The 20,198-nt window shown below is 73.3% G+C and carries 17 protein-coding genes; 8 read left to right on the top strand and 9 right to left on the bottom strand.

Annotated elements, in window-relative coordinates; translation table 11 throughout:
• Window positions 1-51 precede the first annotated feature (51 nt).
• Window positions 52-723, bottom strand: coding sequence for a DedA family protein (locus tag ACIBBF_RS14125; RefSeq protein WP_397414189.1), 672 nt, complete (start codon window positions 721-723; stop codon window positions 52-54).
• A 72-nt stretch (window positions 724-795) separates the two neighbouring features.
• Complete coding sequence (locus ACIBBF_RS14120) at window positions 796-1,233, bottom strand: Lrp/AsnC family transcriptional regulator (protein ID WP_119139119.1); 438 nt, start codon at window positions 1,231-1,233, stop codon at window positions 796-798.
• Between the two features lie 102 nt (window positions 1,234-1,335).
• Here ACIBBF_RS14120 and ddaH point away from each other — a divergent pair, with 102 nt between their 5' ends.
• Window positions 1,336-2,331, top strand: coding sequence for a dimethylargininase (ddaH, locus tag ACIBBF_RS14115; protein WP_397414187.1), 996 nt, complete (start codon window positions 1,336-1,338; stop codon window positions 2,329-2,331).
• The gene (locus ACIBBF_RS14110; protein WP_397414185.1) at window positions 2,328-3,356 is read left to right on the top strand and encodes an ornithine cyclodeaminase; all 1,029 of its coding nucleotides are present in this window, start codon (window positions 2,328-2,330) and stop codon (window positions 3,354-3,356) included. The genes ddaH and ACIBBF_RS14110 overlap by 4 nt, the downstream gene beginning before the upstream one ends.
• Before the next feature lie 359 nt (window positions 3,357-3,715).
• Here ACIBBF_RS14110 and ACIBBF_RS14105 read toward each other — a convergent pair whose 3' ends face one another.
• On the bottom strand, window positions 3,716-5,218 hold the full coding sequence (locus ACIBBF_RS14105; protein WP_397414183.1) for a M81 family metallopeptidase: 1,503 nt from the start codon (window positions 5,216-5,218) through the stop codon (window positions 3,716-3,718).
• Window positions 5,215-6,453, bottom strand: coding sequence for an ROK family protein (locus tag ACIBBF_RS14100; protein ID WP_397414181.1), 1,239 nt, complete (start codon window positions 6,451-6,453; stop codon window positions 5,215-5,217). Before ACIBBF_RS14100 ends, ACIBBF_RS14105 begins: the two co-directional genes overlap by 4 nt.
• 258 nt (window positions 6,454-6,711) lie before the next feature.
• Here ACIBBF_RS14100 and ACIBBF_RS14095 point away from each other — a divergent pair, with 258 nt between their 5' ends.
• From ACIBBF_RS14095 to ACIBBF_RS14075, 5 genes are read left to right on the top strand one after another with little or no spacing between them, the layout of a single operon-like run.
• Entirely contained in the window at window positions 6,712-8,523 is a 1,812-nt protein-coding gene (locus ACIBBF_RS14095) for a peptide ABC transporter substrate-binding protein (RefSeq protein ID WP_397414179.1), read from the top strand.
• Window position 8,524: 1 nt separating this feature from the next.
• The gene (locus ACIBBF_RS14090) at window positions 8,525-9,553 is read left to right on the top strand and encodes an ABC transporter permease (protein WP_397414177.1); all 1,029 of its coding nucleotides are present in this window, start codon (window positions 8,525-8,527) and stop codon (window positions 9,551-9,553) included.
• Complete coding sequence (locus ACIBBF_RS14085; RefSeq protein ID WP_397414175.1) at window positions 9,550-10,386, top strand: ABC transporter permease; 837 nt, start codon at window positions 9,550-9,552, stop codon at window positions 10,384-10,386. Before ACIBBF_RS14090 ends, ACIBBF_RS14085 begins: the two co-directional genes overlap by 4 nt.
• Window positions 10,383-12,182, top strand: coding sequence for a dipeptide ABC transporter ATP-binding protein (locus tag ACIBBF_RS14080; RefSeq protein ID WP_397414172.1), 1,800 nt, complete (start codon window positions 10,383-10,385; stop codon window positions 12,180-12,182). The genes ACIBBF_RS14085 and ACIBBF_RS14080 overlap by 4 nt, the downstream gene beginning before the upstream one ends.
• On the top strand, window positions 12,179-13,360 hold the full coding sequence (locus ACIBBF_RS14075) for an ROK family protein (RefSeq protein ID WP_397414170.1): 1,182 nt from the start codon (window positions 12,179-12,181) through the stop codon (window positions 13,358-13,360). The genes ACIBBF_RS14080 and ACIBBF_RS14075 overlap by 4 nt, the downstream gene beginning before the upstream one ends.
• Window positions 13,361-13,751: 391 nt before the next feature.
• On the opposite strand, the gene ACIBBF_RS14070 is transcribed toward ACIBBF_RS14075, so the two are convergent.
• From ACIBBF_RS14070 to ACIBBF_RS14055, 4 genes are all read right to left on the bottom strand, one after another.
• Window positions 13,752-15,038 carry a family 16 glycosylhydrolase gene (locus tag ACIBBF_RS14070; protein WP_397414168.1) on the bottom strand — a complete coding sequence of 429 codons (1,287 nt, stop codon included), beginning with the start codon at window positions 15,036-15,038 and terminating at the stop codon, window positions 13,752-13,754.
• A 232-nt stretch (window positions 15,039-15,270) separates the two neighbouring features.
• The gene (locus ACIBBF_RS14065) at window positions 15,271-15,687 is read right to left on the bottom strand and encodes an Hsp20/alpha crystallin family protein (RefSeq protein ID WP_397414166.1); all 417 of its coding nucleotides are present in this window, start codon (window positions 15,685-15,687) and stop codon (window positions 15,271-15,273) included.
• Window positions 15,688-15,788: 101 nt separating this feature from the next.
• The gene (locus ACIBBF_RS14060; RefSeq protein ID WP_397414164.1) at window positions 15,789-16,790 is read right to left on the bottom strand and encodes an LD-carboxypeptidase; all 1,002 of its coding nucleotides are present in this window, start codon (window positions 16,788-16,790) and stop codon (window positions 15,789-15,791) included.
• 73 nt (window positions 16,791-16,863) lie between these two features.
• Window positions 16,864-18,213: an XdhC family protein gene (locus ACIBBF_RS14055; RefSeq protein WP_397414161.1), complete on the bottom strand. Its 1,350-nt coding sequence runs from the start codon at window positions 18,211-18,213 to the stop codon at window positions 16,864-16,866.
• Window positions 18,214-18,491: 278 nt separating this feature from the next.
• Here ACIBBF_RS14055 and ACIBBF_RS14050 point away from each other — a divergent pair, with 278 nt between their 5' ends.
• Complete coding sequence (locus ACIBBF_RS14050) at window positions 18,492-18,980, top strand: dsRBD fold-containing protein (RefSeq protein ID WP_397414159.1); 489 nt, start codon at window positions 18,492-18,494, stop codon at window positions 18,978-18,980.
• 534 nt (window positions 18,981-19,514) lie between these two features.
• Here ACIBBF_RS14050 and ACIBBF_RS14045 read toward each other — a convergent pair.
• The gene (locus ACIBBF_RS14045; protein ID WP_397414157.1) at window positions 19,515-20,159 is read right to left on the bottom strand and encodes a hypothetical protein; all 645 of its coding nucleotides are present in this window, start codon (window positions 20,157-20,159) and stop codon (window positions 19,515-19,517) included.
• Window positions 20,160-20,198: the final 39 nt, after the last annotated feature.

The raw sequence follows: 20,198 nt of genomic DNA, 5'->3' as shown, positions 1-20,198 counted from the left end.
GCACGCGTCCGGTGGTTGATCGCGCGACGGGGCCGTTTGATCGCCCGGCCGCTACCGGCGAGGAGGCCCGTCGTGCCCGGCAGGGTCCGTCTGTGCCGGGCGCCCCGCACGGTCCTGGCGCCATGCCCGGATGCCCGCCACGACCGACGCCGCGATCACCACACCCGCCACCACGTACGCGACGGGGCGCACGGACGGGTCGGACGCCGCGAAGTAGCCGAGCACCGTGATGAGCACCCCCCAGCTCAGTGCGCCGAACACGTTCGCCGTGAGGAACCGCAGGTACGGCATCCCCGCGATGCCCGCGATGACCGGCACGAACACCCGCGCCCACGGCATGTAGCGCCCGATCACCACCGACCACCAGCCGAACAGCTCGTAGAACCGCTCCGTGCGCACCACGGTGGCCTGCACCCAGCGGCCCTTGCGCGAGGCGAGGTACGGCCGCCCGTACCGGCGCCCCAGCAGGAACGCGACCTGGTCGCCCGCCACGGCGGCGACGCCCACGCCGACCGCGAGCACCCAGATGTCGATCCGCTCGGTGGACCCCGCGACGATGCCCGCGCCGAACAGCAGGCCGTCGCCGGTGAGGAACGGGATGAACACGCCCACGAAGAACGCGGTCCCGACGAAGACCAGACCCCAGACCACCAGGTAGAACGCGAGCGGCCCGAGCACGTCGAGCCAGCCGGCGACGTCGTCCGACACCGCGGTCCTGATCATCTCGGGTGGCCTCCGGTCGGCTGGGGAGCGGGTTGGTTAGGACAGCCTAATCCGTGCCCGGCCCGGCTCCGGTCACGCGCCCGGCCGGTCCACCACCCGTGACATCACCAGGGCCGTGCGGGTCTTGACCACGTGGGTGACGGTGCGGATGCGTTCCACGGTGCGCTCGATCTCCTCCATGCTGGTGGCCATGACGTGCACCATGGCGTCGGCGTCGCCGGTCACGGTGGAGACGCGCACCACCTCCGGGATGGGGGCGAAGTCGCGCTCCAGCACCTTGGGGGACACGATGCCGGAGCAGAAGATCTCGACGTAGCCCTCCAGGATCCAGCCCATCGCCTGCGGGTCCACGCGCACGGTGAAGCCCGCGATCTCCCCGCGGGCCATCATGAGGTCGACCCGCCGCTTGACCGCGGGGGCCGACAGGCCCACGGCGTTGCCCACCTCCTGGTACGTCGCGCGACCGTCCCTCAGCAGCTCCGAGACGATTGCCCGGTTCACGGCATCCATGAACGAATCGTTCAATGAGCCGTGTGATTTTGCAAGATTCAGCGGCTGAGAACGCAACGAATGCTCGCCTGTTGTGAACCGCTCGGGCCGTAGCCTCGCGCCATGACGCAGACCACCGCGCAGCGGACCGCCACGCCGCGGCACTACCTCATGTGCCCGCCCACGTACTTCGACGTCGTCTACGCCATCAACCCGTGGATGGACCCGTCCTCGCCCGTCGACACGGCCAAGGCCCTCGCCCAGTGGGAGGCCCTGCGCGACGCCTACGTGGCGCGCGGCCACAAGGTCGACGTCATCGAGCCCGAGCCGGGCCTGCCCGACATGGTGTACGCGGCCAACGGCGGCATCGTCGTCGGCGGACGGGCGCTCGCCGCCCGGTTCACCTACCCGGAGCGCGCGGCCGAGGGCCCCGCGTACGACCGCTGGTTCGGCACGCCGGCCGCCGAGGGCTACCGCCGGCTCGGCGAGGCGAACGAGGTCATGGAGGGTGAGGGCGACCTGCTGCTCATCGGCAAGCTGCTGCTCGCCGGCACCGGCTTCCGCACCACGCCCGCCGGCCACGCCGAGGTGGCCGAGCGCCTGGAGCTCGCCGAGCAGGGCATCGAGCTGGTCCCGCTCGAGCTGGTCGACCCGCGCTACTACCACCTCGACACCGCCCTCTCCGTGCTCGACGACGGCACCGTCTCCGGCGAGGTCGTCGTCGCCTACCACCCCGAGGCCTTCAGCCCCGCCGCGCAGGAGACCCTGCGTGAGCGGTTCCCCGACGCGATCCTGGTCGGCGCCGAGGACGCCGCCGTGCTGGGCCTGAACGTCGTCTCCGACGGGCTGCACGTCTTCCTCAGCGACCGCGCCGGTGCCTACGCCGACGCGCTCAAGGAGCGCGGCTTCGTGCCCGTCGGCATCGACCTGTCCGAGATCTTCAAGGGCGGCGGTTCCGTCAAGTGCTGCACGCTCGAGCTGCGCCCCGAGACCACCACGCCGTCGGCCGTGCCCGCGCTGACCGGCACGGCGCTGGCCAGCGCCGTCGTCGCGAGCGCGGTGCTCGCCGACGCAGCCGCCACGACCGCTGCCCCCGCCGCCCCCGAGGAGACCCGATGACCACCGTCCCGTACCTCGACGTCGCCGCCACCGCCCGCTGGGTGGCGCGCCGCGGCCCCGAGGCTGCCATCGCCGCGCTGACCGACGCCCTGGACCGCGACTTCGCGCGCTGGCCCGAGCTCGACAAGCGCCCCCGCATCGCGTCGCACTCGCCGGAGGGCGTCATCGAGCTGATGCCGACGTCGGACGCCGAGACCTACGGCTTCAAGCTGGTCAACGGCCACCCGCTCAACCCGGCCAACGGCTTCCAGACGGTCACCGCGATCGGCATGCTGGCCGACGTCGGCAACGGCTACCCGACGTTCCTCGCCGAGATGACGCTGCTCACGGCCCTGCGCACGGCGGCGACGTCGGCCCTGGCCGCGCGCTACCTGGCCCCCGCGAACTCGCGCACGCTGGCCCTGATCGGCTGCGGCTCGCAGGCCGAGTTCCAGGCCCTCGGCATGCGCGCCGAGCTCGGCATCGAGACGCTGCGCGTCTTCGACGTCGACCCCGACGCGATGGAGAAGCTGGCGAAGCACGCCAAGGCGCTCGGCTTCGACGTCGTCCTGGCCGACGACGCCGCGGACGCGGTGCGCGGCGCCGACGTCATCACCACCTGCACCGCCGACAAGCAGAACGCGACCGTGCTGCACGACGCCGACGTGTCCGGCGGCGTGTTCATCAACGCGATCGGCGGCGACTGCCCCGGCAAGACCGAGCTGGACCCGGCGATCGTGGCCCGCGCCAGCGTGTTCGTGGAGCTGCCGGAGCAGACCCGCATCGAGGGCGAGATCCAGCGCCAGGCCGCGGACTTCCCGGTGACCGAGCTGTGGCAGGTCGTCACGGGGGCCGAGCAGGGCCGCCGGAGCCAGGACGAGCTGATCGTGTGGGACTCCGTCGGGTTCGCCGTGGAGGACTGGACCACGCTGAAGTTCGTGCTGGCGGACGTGACGGCGAACGCGCCGGAGCTTCTCGGCCACCTCGACCTGATCGCCGAGCCGTCGGACCCGAAGGACCTGTTCTCCCTGGTCGCCGAGGCCTGACCCGGGCACGCCACGGGACCGGGCACGCGACCCGACCGGGCACGCCACGGGATCGGGCACGCGACCCGGCTGGGCACGCCACCGAACTGGGTGCGCCCCGCGGACGTGGCGGGCGCCCGCGTGCCGCTCCGGCCCGGCGGCGCCCGGCGTGTCGTCGCCGGGCGTGTCGCTCCGGGAGAGTGTGGTGCGCGGGGGTGTGTTGCGGTGCGTAGACGTTGTCTACCCACCGCAACACACCCCCGCGCACGTAGGCGCGCCCGGCGCGACACGCGCGGCGACACGCCCAGGGCGGCCGGCCGGAGCCTGCCGGACGGAGCCTGCCGGACGGAGCCTCGCCGGTTGAGCCTGGCAGGCGCCGTTCAGAGGAGCTCGGCGCGGAGCTTCGGCTCGGTGTCGAACGCGTGGAAGGGGTGGGTCGGTACCGTCAGGCGGTGGTGGCCCAGGCGGAGCAGGTCCTGGTCGACGCCGCCCGGGGTGAGCATGAGCATCCAGTCGGCCGCCATGTCGTACAGCTCGGGCTCCAGGTAGCCGATCTTCACCACGACGACGTCGGTGCCGCGCGGGTCCAGGCCGATCGCCGTGAAGTCGCGCTCCAGGTGGTACGGCTTGCGGCGCTCGGTGAGGATCACGCGCAGCCCGCCCACGCGGACGACGGCGACGATGCCCGCGTCGGGGTCGCCCTCGCTCACGTGTTCCACGACCCCGCGCAGGCGGACGGGGCCGTGCGGCCCGTCGTCGACGCGGGCGCCGGCTTCGACGTCGACCGATGTGCGCGGCCCGTGTGCCGCCCAGGCCGCCGCGACGGCGCGTGCGGCCTCGGCGTCGGGCAGGGAGGCGTAGATCGCGGTGCGGCCGCCCTCCTCGACCGGGCGTGCGAAGGCCGGCTCCGCCAGCAGGCGCGCGAGCGTCCAGGTGACGTCGCCGGCGCCGCCCGCCGTGGGGTTGTCGCCCGAGTCGGACAGGAAGTACGGCCGGGCCTCGCTCGCCAGGGCCGTCGCGACGCACTCCTCGTAGGGGGCGGCCGGCGCGACGAACGCGAAGTCGTCGCGCGCGTCCCAGTACCGCCGGGCGAGCTGCTCGGCCTCGCGCACGATCACCTCCTCGTCGTCGCCGGTCACGACGACGGCGGCCCGGCAGCTCGGCTCGTCCGCCCACGCGTACCCGACCCAGAGCGCCGCGTCGACGACGCCGGGGAGATCGGCCGCGCGGGCGACGTCGGCGTAGATCGATGCCGCCGGCTCGATGCGGGTGCTGGTCTTCTCGCCCGGCAGCAGCACGGGGACCTGCAGCCACGCCTTCTTCGGGGCGCCGCCCGACTCCAGCCGGGCGAGCAGGTTCGCGGCCGCGCGCTCCCGCGTCTCCCAGGCGTCCTCGTGCGGGGCCATCCGGTAGCAGGTGATCAGGTCGCTCACCTGCGCCAGCTCGCGCGGCACGTTGCCGTGCAGGTCCATCGTGGTGCTGATCAGCGTCCCGGGGCCGACGGCGGCGCGCACCGCCGCGGCCAGGTCCGCCTCGGCGTCGTCCCGCCCCACCACGGTCATGGCGCCGTGGATGTCCAGCAGCAGGCCGTCGTACGGGCCGTGCTCGTCCTGCTGCGCGCGCAGGGTCGCCACGATCTCGTCGCGCACCGACTCGTACACCTCGGCCGGCACGGCGCCGCCGGGCAACGACCGGGCATGCAGCACGCCGGTCCAGTCCGCGGCGTCGCGCAGCGGGGCGCCGTCGGCGAGGAACGGGTAGTGCGCCACGAGCTCCGCGCCGCGGCGGAGCGTGAAGGCCTCCCACCCGGAGCGGTGCGGGGAGAACGTGCTGGACTCGATCGACATGCCGGCGATCGCGACCCGCGGGCGGGTGGTGGTCATCGTGGTCCTTCCGACGCTGTGGAGGGGGCAGGGGACTGCGGGGCGGCCAGGGCGTGCGGGACGAGGGCGTCCTCCAGCAGGCGGCCCACGCCCACGAGGTTCGCGTCGGCCCCCAGACCGGACGGCGCGATCACGAGGTCGCGGGTCATCAGCGGGTGGGCACCCTCGTAGATCTGGCTCCGGATCGCCGAGACGAACGGCTCCAGCGTCGACAGCGCGCCGCCCAGGTACACGGCGCCGGGGTTGAAGAAGTTGACGACCGTGCACAGCGCCGCGCCCAGGTGGCGGCCGGCGGTCCTGGTCAGGGTGGTCGCCACGGGGTCGGCGTCGCGCACGAGGGCGAGCACGTCGGCGGTCGCCGCGACGTCGTACCCCTGCTCGCGCAGCAGCCGCACCAGGGCCGCGCCCGAGGCCACGGTCTCCAGGCAGCCCCGGTTGCCGCAGGTGCACGGGGTGTCGCCGCCGGCGGGGATCCGCGTGTGCGTGATGTCGCCCGCCGCGCCGCCCGCGCCGCGGTACAGCCGGTCGTCGACGAGGATGCCGGCGCCGATCGCCGTGCCCGCCTTGACCGACACCGAGTGCCGGGTGCGCCGGGCGTGCCCGAAGTGCTCGCCCACGGCCATCGCGTTCGCGTCGTTCTCGACCACGGCGGGCACGCCCAGGGCGTCCTCCAGCCAGGAGCCGACGTCGAACCCTGACCACCCGGGCATGCGCGACGGGCTGTCGAGAGCCCGCCGCGTGACGTCGACGGGGCCGGGCAGGGAGATGCCGACGCCGAGCAGGTGGCCGGGGTCGGTGCGGTCGACGGACGAGTCGCCGGGTGCGGCGACCGTGCCGGCCAGCCCCCGCAGGGCGGCCGTGACCTGCGTGAGGACCTGCTCGGGTCCGTCCGCGATCGCCAGGGCGACCTCCGTCGTCGTGACCAGCTCGCCGCCGTGCCGGAGGATGCCGAGCCGGGCGTGCGCGCCGCCGACGTCGACCACGCCGAGGTGGCCCGTGCTGCCCGGGACCCGGAGGGAACGGGGACGCCGTCCGCCGCTGGACGCGCCCTCGCCCGTCTCCTCCAGCGTGCCCGCGGCGAGCATCGCCTGGACGCGCTGGGACACGGTGGAGGCAGCGATGCCGAGCGACTCGGCGATCTCCTTGCGCGACCGGGCACGGCCGCTCGACACGAGCACGACGATCTCCCGTTCGAGCCGCGGGGCGGCGACTCGGGGACGCGTGGGCTGGGGCACGGGCCTCCTCCAGGACTTCTTGCACGGACGGGACTTCTCGCGCGGAGTTGCTTCACATGTGGAGCAAGTGACGGAGAGAGTCTGCACCACGCCCCAGGCCGGATTCCGCACCGCGGGCTTTGTGCGGTCCCGAATTAACAGACTTGTTACGGATATCGGATAGATCCAGGAAACTTCATCCGTCTACGGTGCTCGATTATTCGGCTGCCGAAGAAAGTCCCTCCGGGATCGGTGGCCCCGCAGACCAAGGAGACCCAGATGCGCACCACGCAGGCCGGACGGGCCGCACGGCTGGCCGTCGGCGCGGCCGCCGCCGTCGCCCTCCTCGCCGGATGCTCGACGTCCTCCGGTGCGGACGAATCAGCCGCCCGCACCGACGTGAACTACGCCCTGCCCGCCAACGCGACCCCCAACTGGATCGTCCCGCTGGGGATCGCGGGCAAGCTCGCGACCCACAACTCCGCCATCACGCGCACCCTCTGGGAGCCGCTCGTCGCCTACGACGGCTCGGAGGGCGAGGTGGGGCGCGTGGCGCAGGCCGATCTCGCCGACGAGATCACCTTCTCCGACGACGGCCGCACCGCGACCATCACCCTCGACGAGGGCCGCACCTGGAACGACGGCGAACCCGTCACCTCCGCCGACGTGAAGTTCTGGTTCGACCTGGTCAAGGCCAACACGGACGTCTGGGCCAGCTACTCCGAGGGCCGCATGCCCGACAACGTGACCGAGGTGGCCACCCCCGACGAGACGACCGTCGTGCTGACCTTCGACAAGGTCTACAACCCGGAGTGGCTGCAGGCCTCGCAGCTCACGCTCGTCGTGCCGCTGCCCGCCCACGCCTGGGCCAAGGCCGCCGACGACGAGGAGCCGGACCCGGCGCTCGCCGAGACGAAGGAGGGTGCCGAGGCGATCTTCGACTACCTCGTCACGCAGGGCGAGGACCTGGGCACCTACGAGACGAACCCGCTGTGGCAGACCATCAACGGGCCCTACTCGCTGACCGGGTTCACCGACGCGGGCCAGGTCGAGCTCACGAGGAACGAGAAGTACGACGGCGACGACGCCGCCTCGATCGACACCGTCAACCTGCTGCCGTACACCTCCACCGACGCCGAGGTGAACGCCGTCCGCTCCGGCGCCGTCGACTACGGGTACATCCCGACCACGGGCCTGGACGCGCCGGAGCAGTACGAGTCGCTCGGGTACGCCGTCGAGCCGTGGGCCGGCTGGTCCATCACCTACCTGCCGTACAACTTCAACCACCCCGAGCTGGGCCCGGTCTACCGCCAGCTCTACGTGCGCCAGGCGCTCCAGCACCTCGTGGACCAGGAGCAGATCTCCGACGTCATCTGGAAGGGTGCCGCGCTGCCCGGCTACGGTCCGGTGCCGCAGAACCCCGAGAGCGACTTCCTGTCCGACGAGCAGAAGGCCAACCCGTACCCGTTCGACCCCGAGGCCGCGGCCGCTCTGCTGGCCGACCACGGTTGGACCGCCGGGTCCGACGGCGTGCTGGAGTGCACCCGTCCGGGCGACGGCGACGACGAGTGCGGCACGGACGTCGAGGAGGGCCAGAAGCTGGCCATCACGATCCTCACGCAGAGCGGCTCGGCCGAGACCGACAACATGTTCGCCGAGATCAAGTCGACCTTCGAGCAGGCCGGCGTCGGCGTGACCATCGAGAGCGCGCCGCTGAACACGGTGCTCTCCTCGATCGCCCCCTGCACCGCCGACCAGCCCGACTGCGACTGGGAGCTGCCGTTCTTCGGCACCGCCGGGAGCTGGTACTTCGGTGGCTACCCGAGCGGCGAGCGCGTGTTCGGCACGGGTGCGGCGTCGAACTTCGGCTCGTACTCCGACGAGGAGCTCGACACCCTCATGCACGACTCCACCGAGAGCACCGACCCCTCGGTCATGCAGGAGTACTCGAAGTTCGGCGCCGAGAACCTTCCGGTCATGTGGCTGCCCAACCCCGTCTACCAGGTCTCGGTGATCAAGGAGGGGCTGGAGGGCACCACGCAGGACCCGCTCGCCAGCTTCCACCCGCAGCGCTGGAGCTGGGCCGGCTGACATGACGACAGCCATCCCCGCCCAGAGCGGGGCCGAGGTCGCCGTCGTGCCGCCCACCCGGGCGGCGCGCGGCGGCTTCGGCCGCTTCCTGATCCGGCGCGTGCTCCAGGCCCTCGTCGTGATCCTCGTGGTCAGCGTCATCGTGTTCGCACTGCTGCACGCGCTGCCGGGCGGACCCGCCCGCGGCGTGCTCGGGCAGCAGGCCACGCCCGAGCAGATCGCCGCCTTCGAGGCCGCCAACGGCCTGGACCAGCCCGTGGTGCTCCAGTACCTGTCGTTCCTCGGGCGCTCGCTGACGGGCGACCTCGGGGAGTCCTACCTGCTCAACCAGTCGGTGGCCGACGCGATCGCGCTGCGGCTGCCCAAGACGCTGCTGCTCACCGGGCTCTCGCTCGTGGTCGCGGTGCTGATCGCCGTGCCGGCCGGCGTCTACCAGGCCGTGCGCCGCAACCGCGCCGTCGACTACTGGCTCTCGACGCTCGCGATCGTCGCCTACTCGACACCCACCTTCTTCCTGGGCATGCTCCTGATCCTGCTGCTCAGCCAGACCGCCGGGCTGTTCCCGGCGGCGGCGCCGCAGGGCACAGGGGTCGCCGAGGTGCTGGCACAGCCGGCCGCGCTGGTGCTGCCGGTGCTCACGGGCGCCGTGCCGATCGTGGCCACGTTCAGCCGGTACATGCGCTCCGCGACGCTGGACAACCTGGGCGAGGACTACGTGCGCACCGCCCGCGCCAAGGGCACCGTCTACCGCCGCGTGGTGCTGCGGCACGTGCTGCGCAACTCGCTCACCCCGGTGGTCGCGATGCTGGGCTACTACCTGCCCGTCATGTTCGGCGGGGCGCTCGTGGTCGAGCAGCTCTTCAACTACCCGGGCATGGGCCTGCTGTTCTGGAGCGCCGCGCAGAGCAGCGACTTCCCGGTGCTGCTGGGCTGCGTGCTGGTCATCTCGGTGGCCACCGTCGTGGGCTCCCTGCTGGCCGACCTGGTCCAGGCCCTCCTGGACCCGCGCACCCGGGGAGGACTGCGATGACCGCGCTGCGCAGGTTCGCCCGCAACCGGCTGGCCGTGGTGGGCGCCGTCGCGCTCGCCGTGCTGGTGCTGTTCGTGCTGGTCGGCCCGCTCGTGTACCCCACCGAGCAGGTCGCGACCGACCTCGGCGCCGCCAACCTGCCGCCCGGCGCCGACGGGCACCCGCTGGGCACCGACGCGCTCGGCTACGACAACCTGGGCCGGCTCATGGTCGCCGGGCGGGTGTCGCTGCTGGTCGGCGTGCTGGCCGGGGCGCTCGCGACGGTGGTGGGCACCCTGTGGGGCGCCGTGGCCGGCTACGTGGGCGGCGTCGTGGACGCCGTCATGATGCGGGTGGTCGACGCCGGCATCGCGATCCCGGCGATCTTCCTGCTGCTGGTGCTCTCCACCATCGTGCGGCCGACGGTCGGCATGATGATCGTCGTGCTCGGCCTGGTGTCCTGGCTGGTCCCGGCCCGGCTGATCCGCGCAGAGGCCCTGTCGGTCCGCACCCGCGACTACGTGGTGGCGGCCCGCGCGATGGGTGCCTCCCACGGTCGCACCGTGCTGACGCACGTCATCCCCAACACCGTGGGCACCGTGGTGGTGAACGCGACCTTCCAGGTGGCCGACGCCATCCTGCTCGTGGCCTACATCAGCTTCCTGGGGATGGGCGTGCAGCCGCCCACCACGGACTGGGGCGCGATGCTCAACGACGGCATCAACTACATCTACCAGGGCGCCTGGTGGCTCATCCTGCCGCCCGGCCTCGCGATCGTGGTCGTGGTGTGCGCCCTGAACTTCGTGGGCGACGGGCTGCGCGACGTCGTGGACGTGAAGGGGAGGGCGGCATGAGCGAGGTCGTACTGCGCATCCGGGACCTGGACGTCACGTTCACCACCGACTCCGGGGAGGTGCCCGCCGTGCGGGGCATCGACCTGGAGGTGGCGCGGGGCCGGGTGGTCGCGCTGGTGGGCGAGTCCGGCTCGGGCAAGAGCGTCACGTCGCTGTCCGTCCTGGGCCTGCTGCCCGGCACGGCCCGCGTCGCGGGCTCGGTCGAGCTGGCCGACGACGACGGTCTCCGCGACGTGGTGACCACACCCGAGGAGCAGCTGGTGGACCTGCGCGGTCGCGTGGCGTCCATGGTGTTCCAGGAGCCGATGACGGCGCTCAACCCGACCATGACCCTCGGCGACCAGATCGCGGAGGCGGTGCTGAACCACGAGCCGGTGTCCCGGGCCGCCGCCCGCGAGCGCGCCGTCGAGCTGCTGCGTTCCGTGGGCATCCCCGAGGCGGAGCGGCGGGCGCGGCAGTACCCGCACGAGCTCTCGGGCGGGCAGCGGCAGCGGGTGGTCATCGCGATCGCGCTGGCCTGCGAGCCGCGTCTCATCGTCGCGGACGAGCCGACGACGGCGCTCGACGTCACCGTGCAGGCCGGGATCCTCGACCTGCTGCGCTCGCTCGTGGCGGAGCGGGGGACCGCGTTGCTGCTGGTCACGCACAACATGGGCGTGGTCGCCGACCTCGCGGACGAGGTGGCCGTGATGCGCGCCGGACGGATCGTGGAGCACGGGCCGGTGGAGCAGGTGCTCCTCGCACCGGAGCACGAGTACACGCGCACGCTGCTCGACGCGGTGCCGGCGGTGCCGCCGGCCGGGCGGGTCGTGGAGCGGGGTACGGAGCGCGCCGAGGGGCGGGTGGCCGGTGTCGGCTCCGGTCCGGGTGACGGTCCTGGTACGACGGACGATGCACGTCCCGGGGTCGGTGCCGCGGTATCTGCCGGCTCTGGATCTGCCGGCGAGGCGGGCTCCGTCGACGAGCGGGAGGTCGTGCTGGACCTGCGCGGCGTCAGCCTCGACTACCGGGTGGCGGGCCGGCACGTGCGCGCCGTCGAGCGGCTGGACCTGACGGTGCACGCGGGCGAGATGCTGGGTCTGGTCGGCGAGTCCGGCTCGGGCAAGTCGACGGCGGGGCGCGCGTGCCTCGGCCTGCTGTCTCCGTCCGAGGGCGAGGTGCTGCTGCTCGGCGCGTCCGTGGGCCGTGCCCGGGGCCGCGCGCGGCGGCGTCTGCTGGCCGACGTCGGCGTCGTGTTCCAGGACCCGGGCGCCTCGCTGGACCCGCGCCGGCTCGTGGGTGAGTCGATCGCGGAACCGCTGGTCATCCACGGCCGCGACGGGCGGCGGCCGTCCGCCGCCGAACGTCGCGCGCGGGTCCGCGAGCTGCTCGACGCCGTGCGCCTCCCCGCCGGGGCCGAGCGCCGCTACCCGCACGAGTTCTCCGGCGGGCAGCGGCAGCGCATCGGCCTGGCCCGGGCGCTGGCGTTGCGACCCCGCCTCCTGGTGGCCGACGAGCCCACGAGCGCCCTCGACGTGTCCGTGCAGGCCGAGGTGCTGGGCCTGCTGCGCGACCTGCACGCGGAGCTGGGCTTCGGCTGCCTGTTCATCAGCCACGACCTCGGCGTCGTGCACGAGCTGACCGACCGCGTGGCCGTGCTGCGCGGCGGGCGCCTGGTGGAGAGCGGCCCCACGGCGGAGGTGTTCGCCGCACCGCGCGACGTGTACACCGCCGAGCTGCTGGCCTCGGTGCCGACCCCGGACCCGACGGCGCAGCGCGAGCGGCGCGAGGCCCGGCTGCGGCTCGGTGTCGGGTGACGGGCGCACCGACCGCCGGCGTCGACATCGGCGGCACCAAGATCCGCGCCGCCGTGGTCACACCGGGTGGTGAGGTGCTCGCCTCGGCGACCGCGCCGACGCCGTCGGGCGGTGCGGCGATGCTCGACGTCTCGGCGGACCTGGTGGCGCGTGCCGCGGCGTCGGCCGGGGTGCCGGTGGCGGCGGTCGGCGTCGGCGCGGCGGGCGTCGTGGACCCCGGGACGGGCGAGGTGCTGGCGGCGAGCGACTCGTTCGTCGGCTGGGTGGGCACGGACCTGCGTTCCGGGCTCGCGTCCCGGACCGGTCTGCCGGTCACGGTCGCGAACGACGTGGACGCGTTCCTCGTCGGGGAGGCGACCTGGGGTGCGGTCCGCGGTGTCCGGTCGGCGGCGGGCATCGCGCTCGGCACCGGCGTCGGGGGCGCGCTGTGGCTGGACGGCGGGCTGTACCGGGGCGCCGGTGCGGCCGGGGAGATCGGGCACATGCCCGGGTTCGGCGACGCACCGTGCACCTGCGGGCAGCGGGGGCACCTGGAGACGCTGGCGTCGGGGCGGTCGGTGGAGCGGCGGTACGCGGAGCTGGTGTCGGAGGGGGTGGGGGCTGCGGGGGTGTGGCCTGCGGGGGTGTCGGACGAGGGGGTGTCGGACGAGGGGGTGGCGCCTGCTGGGCGAGGTTCGGACGGGGTTGGTTCGGACGGGGTCGGTTCGGACGGGGTCGGTTCGGACGGGGTCGGTTTGGACGGGGTTGGTTCGGACGGGCGGGTCTTGGACGGGCTGGGTTCGGGTGGGCTGGGTTCGGCCGAGGTTGGTTCGGCTGACCGGGGCTTGGACAGGCGAGACCAGGGCTTGGGCGAACGGGGTGGGTCCGGGCCCGTCGGTGCGGCCGAGATCGAGGTCCGGGCTCGGGCCGGGGACCCGGTGGCGCTCCGGGTGCACGCGGACGCGGGGCACGCCGTCGGGTCGGCGGTGCTCGTCGTGGCCGCACTGCTCGACGTCGGCCACGTGGTGGTGGGCGGCGGCCTGGCGCGCGCGTGGGACCTGCTGGAACCCGCCCTCCTGGCGCGGCTCCGCGAGGCGCCGCCCGTGTCGGGGCACCGGGTCGAGGTGCGTCGTGCTGCTCTCGGTGGCGATGCGACGGTCGTGGGTGCGGCAGCCCTGGCGCGGCGGCCCGCGAGCTGACGCGACGCGCTGCTTCGGTGCGCCGTTGCGGCGCTCCTGCTGCGGCGTGCTCCTGCTGCGGTGCGCTCCTGCTGCGGCGTGCTCCTGATCCTGACGGTCGGACCACCAGGGTCGGTCGAATGCTCGGCATGCCGGCGTCGCCACAGAAAGGTGCGCTTCTACCCAGTCATCAGGCCCAGGATCGCGTCGGTTTCTGGGCCTGATGACTGGGTAGAAGCGCACTATCGGAGGGGTGTCACGCGTGCCACCCCGCTCAGGCTGGCGCGCCCGCCACCCCACGGGTCGGCGCGCCCACCCCGCGGCTCGGCGTGCCCGCTACCCGACGCCGGTCGGCGTGCCCGCTACCCGACGCCGGTCGGCAAGTCCCTCATCGCGCGGGCCCGGAAACCCGCTAGGGCAGCGTCCAGCGCTGAACAGTGCTCCCGTCGCAGTTGGCGATCTCCGTGCGGGTGCCGTCGTTCTGCACCCGGCCCACGGGCTGGAGGCAGCGCCCGGACTGCGGGTTGCGCAGTGCCTGGGTGCCGCTCACGGCGGTCCACTGCTGCGCCCCGGTGCCGTTGCAGTCCCAGAGCTGGACCGGGGTGCCGGCCGCGGTGCCGCCGCCCGAGACGTCCAGGCACTTGCCCAGCGCGCGGACGGTGCCGTCGGTGCCGACCGTCCACTGCTGGGCGGCGTTGCCGTTGCACCAGGCGAGCTGGATCGGCGTGCCGTTGGCGGTGTTGGCGCCGGCCACGTCGAGGCAGATGCCGTTGGACGCCGTGACGGTGCCGGTGCGGCTGCCCCCGCCGCCGGTGGAGTCGTAGACGCGCACGTAGTCGACCACCATCTGCTGCGGGAACTGGGTGGTGCCGTCCGGGTATCCGGGCCAGTTGCCGCCGACGGCGACGTTCAGGATGAAGAAGAACGGCTGGTTGAAGACCCAGGGGTTGCTCCCGGTGTTGGCCGGGGTGAACGTCTGGTAGGCGACGCCGTCCACGAGCCAGGTGATGGAGTTGGGGCTCCAGTCGACGGCGAAGGTGTGGAAGTCGTCGGCGAACGACCAGCCCTGCGGGTGCATGTACTGCCCGGTGATGGGGTTGCCGCCGGAATACCCGGGGCCGTGCAGCGTGCCGTGCACCAGGTGCGGCTCGCGGCCGATGTTCTCCATGATGTCGATCTCGCCCGAGTTCGGCCACGGCGTGCTCGGGAACTGCGCCCCCAGCATCCAGAACGCCGGCCAGATGCCCTGCCCGCGCGGGATCTTGATGCGCGCCTCCAGGCGACCGTACTGCGGCTGGACCTTGCCCTTGGTGGTCAGACGCGCGGAGGTGTACCCGCCGTTGCCGTCCTGCCGTGCCGTGATGACGAGGTTGCCGTTGCCGTCCAGCGCGGAGTTCTGGCGCGAGTTCACGTAGTTCTGCAGCTCGTTGTTGCCCCAGCCGCCCGCTCCGGTCTCGTGGTTCCAGTTGGCGGCGTTGGGCGCGCTGCCGGCAGCGCCGTCGAACTCGTCCGACCAGGTCAGGGCCGCCGCCAGGTCCTGGGCGGATGCGGCCGGTGCGGCGGCGTCGTCCGCGGTGGGCCCGGCGTCGCCGGCGCGCGGTGCGGCCGCCGAGGCCGCGAGCGAGGCCGACAGGACGAGCGACAGGGCGGCCGTGGCCACCAGTGCGGTGCGGGTGGTGCGGTGTCTGGTGCGACGCATCGAACGCTCCTTCGCGGACATGTCCTCCCGCTGCGCTGGGGCGCGACGGGTGCGGTGCTCAGGAGAAGTATTTGGCGCCGTTTCGCGGCAGACAACGATCTGACCGGCACATACGGGTTTTCCCCGACGGCGTCCACGGCGTGCCGCGCCGGAAGGGGTGAAAAGGCCCCGTACACGACGACGGCGCCCGGCCGCGGGGAGCGGTCGGGCGCCGTCGGTGGAGCGCCTGGGATCAGGCGGCGGTGGTGACCTCGATGCGCTGCGGCGTCGTGCCGGCGAAGACGCCCGGCACGGTGACCGTCAGCACGCCCGCGTCGTAGGACGCGCGGACGGCGTCGCCGTCCACGGCCTTCGGCAGCGTGACGGTGCGGCGGAAGGAGCCGAAGCGGACCTCCGAGATGCGGCGGCCCTCGGACTCCTCCGAGCGCTGGTCCTTGCGCTCGCCACGCACGACGAGCTTGCGGCCCTCGACCTCGACGGTGATGTCGTCGGCCGGGTTCACGCCCGGCAGGTCGAGGCGGGCGACGAGGTCCTCGCCCTCACGGTAGACGTCGGCCGCGGGCACGGGGCCCTCGGCGGCCAGCGGCTGGCTCCACGGGTCGCGGAGCCAGGTGTGGGCGAACGGGGAACGGGTCAGAACGGTGGTCATGATGTCCTCCTCGGGCGGGGTCTGATGACCGGTACAACCTGAGTCGACCCGACTCAATTTCCGGGTTCGCCGACGGCGGACGCCGCCCTGGGATCACGAGGTCAGTGGCGGGTGATCGTCAGCGTTGCCTCGTCCGGGCCGACGGCGACCTCCGCCGTGCCGCCCACCGGGAGGGTGAGCAGCGGGCTGGTGTGCCCGAAGTCCACGCCCGCCAGGACCGGCTTGCCGCGCAGGGCGGGCTGACGCGCGACGATCTCGTCGAGCGCCTCGCGCGTCACGCCGGAGCTCGCCTGGAACCGGCCGATCACCAGGCCGGCGACGCCGTCCGCGCCCGGCTGCTGGAGCAGGGCCGTGAGGTGGCGGGCCACGTGGGCGGCGTCGGACTCGAAGTCGTCCTCCAGGAACAGGAGCGCGCCGTCCAGCGAGGGCAGGTACGGGGTGCCGTGCAGCAGCGCCAGCGTGCTCAGGTTGCCGCCGACGACCCGGCCCGCGGCCCGCCCCGGCCGCAGCGGCCACCAGCCCTCGTTCGGTACGGGCGTGCGGGCGTCCTGGTCGGCGAACCACAGGTCGTCGGTCCAGGCGGCCGAGGGCTCCACGACGATCGGGGCGTCGTCGGTCACGGCCGCGCGGAACCAGTCCCCGGTGGGCTCGAAGTGGTCGCGCATGCCCCAGCTCGACCAGTGCGGTCCGGAGTACGTGACCAGACCGGTGCGCGCGAGGATCGCGTTCTGCAGCGCGGTGATGTCCGAGTAGCCGCAGAAGACCTTCGGGTTCGCCGCGATCAGGTCGAAGTCCAGGTACGGCAGCAGCTCGTTGCTGTTGAAGCCGCCGATCACGGTCAGGATCCCCGCCACGGACGGGTCGGCGAACGCGGCGTGCAGGTCCGCGACGCGGTGCTCGACGGTGCTGCTGCGGAACTGGTCGTCCTCGTCCACGTGCTCACCGAACGTGAGCGTGAGCCCCATGGCGGCGAACCGCTCGTCGATCCACCGGGTGTTGTCGTGCTCCATGACCATGGTCCGGGACCGCGCGGGCGCGATCACACGGAGGGTGTCGCCACGGCGGAGCCTGGGCGGGACGACGGTCTGTACGTGCTCTGGCATGGCTGCAGCCTAGGACGGTGGTGGCCGTGCGGGCTGCGAGGTCCGCTGCGCAGGTCGGGCCAGGACCGACAGGTCACCCGTGGATCGGGCCGTGGGTCTCGCGCAGCGGTCTGGCCGAGGCGCCCGAGCGGGTCGCGATCATCTCGGCCGCGATGGAGACCGCTGTCTCGTCCGGGGTGCGGGCGCCCAGGTCGAGGCCGATCGGGCTGCGAAGTCTCGCCAGCGCCTCGGGCGGTACGCCGTCCTCGATCAACTGCGCCTGGCGTTCCGCGTGCGCACGGCGGGAGCCCATCGCGCCCACGTACGTGCCGGCGGGCAGACCGGTGAGCGCGGTGCGCAGCAGCGGCACGTCGAACTTCGGGTCGTGGGTGAGCACGCAGACGGCGTCGCGTCCGGACACCCGTCCGGCCTCGATCTCGGCGGCGAGGTAGCGGTGCGGCCAGTCCACGACCAGCTCGTCCGCCTCCGGGAAACGCTGTGCCGTGGTGAAGACGGGGCGCGCGTCACAGACGGTGACGTGGTAGCCCAGCAGCCGTCCGGCGCGGGTCATCGCGGCGGCGAAGTCGATGGCACCGAACACGAGCAGGCGCGGGCGGGGTGCGAACACCTGGAGGAAGACTTGCGTTCCGGTACCCGTGCGCTCGCCGTGCGGCCCGTACTCCCGGAGCGTGGAGAGTCCCGCGGTGATCTGCCCGACGGCGTCCGCGGTGACGGCGGCGTCGAGGTCCGCGTTGCCCAGCCCTGCGTTGCCTAGCCCCGCGTTGCTGAGTTCTGCGGCGTCGAGCCCTGCGTTGTCGAGCCTTGCGGCGTCTAGCTCTGTGTCGCCGAGCCTTGCGGCGTCGAGCCCTGCGCCGCCCAGCCCGGGCGCAGGCGCGGGTCCGGGCGGGAACCCCGGACCGGGGCTGGTGCTGGTGCCGGGTTCGGCTGGTGCGGCCTCGAGGACGATCAGGTGCCGACCCACCGTCGTACCGCCCGGTGCGGCCACGACCGTGGCCAGGCAGACGCCGCCGCCGGCTGCCGCGTCGGCGTGGGTGCTCCTCGTGGCGCCGCTACCCGGCGTCGTGCGTCCGATCGCCCGCCGCGCGAACGTATCGAAGTCCGGCCAGGCGGCACGGGAGAGCGGCGCGACGAAGAGCTCGATGGTCCCGCCGCAGGTCAGACCGACGTCGAAAGCCGCCTCGTCGGACACGCCGTAGCGGACCAGTGCGGGGCGGCCGGTCTCGGCGACCTCCAGGCACACGTCGTACACCGCGCCCTCGACGCATCCGCCGGACACGGAGCCGATCACCTCGCCGCCCGGTCCGACGGCCATCGCGGCGCCTGGTTCACGTGGCGCCGACCGGAACGTGCGCACCACCGTGGCGACGGCGGCGCGCTCGCCGGTGCGCCACCAGTCCAGCAGCTGCGGCAGCAGATCCAGCATGCGGCGCACCTCCTTCCGATCACGAGCCCGGCACTCGTGTACGCCCGCTCGGCACATTCGGCGCTCGTGTACGCCCGCTCGGCACTCCCGTTCGTCCGCCCGGCACGCCGAGCCCGTTCCGGCCCGCTGTCGGAACCCGCCGGGCACCTCTCCGTCAGCGTCCCACTTCTTCGTCACGGCCGGGAGTCGCCCGCGTGACAGCCGCATCAAACGACCACCTGACGCACCGGCCCGAACGGAGCGATGATGGGAGGACCGCAACGACGCGAGGAGGACCCATGAAGGCAGCAGTGGGCGACCGGATAGTGACGGCCTCGGGAGTGGTCGGCGGCGCGGTGCGTGACGGCGTGGTGACCGAGTGTCCCCACGACGACGGGTCGCCGCCGTACCGGGTCAGGTGGTCCGACACGGGCGAGGAGACGCTCGTCTTCCCGGGCGCGGACACGATCGTCGACCCGGGCGCGCCGACCGGGAGCACGACGGCGGAGCCCGCTCACCCGGGGCGCGCGCTCACCTGGGACGTGCGGATCACCGTGGTCGAGTCCGGAGACAGCACCACGGCGGAGGCGATGGTGATGAACGGCCCGCCGGAGTCGCTGCGCGGCGTCGGGCACGCGCGGAAGGCGCCCCAGGACCCCGAGGTGCCGATGATCGGCGACGAGATCGCGGCGGGCCGGGCGTTGCGGCGGCTCGCGGACCGGCTGCTCGCGGTCGCCGAGAGCGACGTCTCGGCGGCGGTGGGGCACAAGGCGCATCTGCACCGGTAGGTGCGGCCCCGGTGGGCGATGCGGCCCCGGTGGGCGATGCGGCCCCAGATCCAGGAGCGGGCCGTGCGTCGGGGCGGTTCGGTGTGGTGGCTTCGGTCAGATGCATCTGCGCCGGCTGCGTGTTCGGTCCCTTGCCGCGAGATCGGCCCGGCGGTGGGCCGATCTCGCGGCAAGGGACCGAACATCGCGGTCCGAGCCGGGCAGGTGACCGAAGACGCCCGCCTTGGTCAGCCGCACACCAGGCGGTGGTCACACATCGGCCTGGTCGCACATCGGCCTGGTCACACATCAGCCCGGTCACACATCAGGCAGGCCGCGGGCCACTTATCAGGCCGGTCACGTCAGCGGGGTCAACGTCAGCGGGGTCAACGTCCGCGGGGTCCACGTCCGCGGGGTCAACGTCCGCCGGGTCCGCATCAGCGGGGTCCACGTCCGCCGGGCTCACATCAGCTGGACCGAGCGGACCCACACCAGCCACTCCCACCCCCGCCACCCGCACCACCCCCGGCGCACCCGCCCCACCGGCCCCAGCCCCTACGGCTGCACCAGGATCCCCGAGGCGTCCAGCGCCCCGCGCACCTCGGCGTCGAGCCAGGGTTCGATGCCCTCCCACGTGGTGCGCCAGGAGATCCCCGTGACCTGGCTGCCGTCGGGGAACCGCTCGATGTAGTCCGCCTGGAGCACTCCGAACGCGTCGCACCAGAACGCGTTGGCGGGCACGCCGTCCAGGAGCTGGTCAATGCGCATCGCCGACGTCGAGACGCCGTCCGGCAGCACCAGCGGTTGCGTGTCGGTGCGGACGAGCAGCGCGTGCTGCGCGCGCGTGGGGTCCGCGTCGTCGAGCTGCGTGTACTCGACCCACGCGCCCACCGACGCGAGCTCCAGCACCAGCAGGTACCGGGCGAAGGACGGCACGCCGTCCCCGACGCCGGGCGGCAGCTCCGAGCGCTCGAACGCGACGTCCACGCCCCCGGGTTCGCGCTGCAGCGAGTAGCGCACCCAGTGGCGGATGTCGCCGTCGTACTCCACGCGCTGCCGGGCCCGCAGCACCACGTCGGGCGTGGGCCGCATGGCGAGCACGGAGTCGAGCACGCGCAGCCCGTCGTGGGTCTGCGCGTCGCGGCGCACCAGTGCGCCGTCGGGGGTGGTCCCGTTGTTGCTCAGCGCGTGGATGTGCATGGTCGATTCTTGCGTCACGTCCGGCTCCCGCGCCAGAGC

Origin of the sequence: Promicromonospora sp. NPDC050880 (genome assembly GCF_044456525.1) — a bacterium.
Classification (GTDB): domain Bacteria; phylum Actinomycetota; class Actinomycetes; order Actinomycetales; family Cellulomonadaceae; genus Promicromonospora.
Note: the sequence above shows the minus strand (reverse complement) of the source record. Positions and strands in the feature narration are given on the sequence as shown.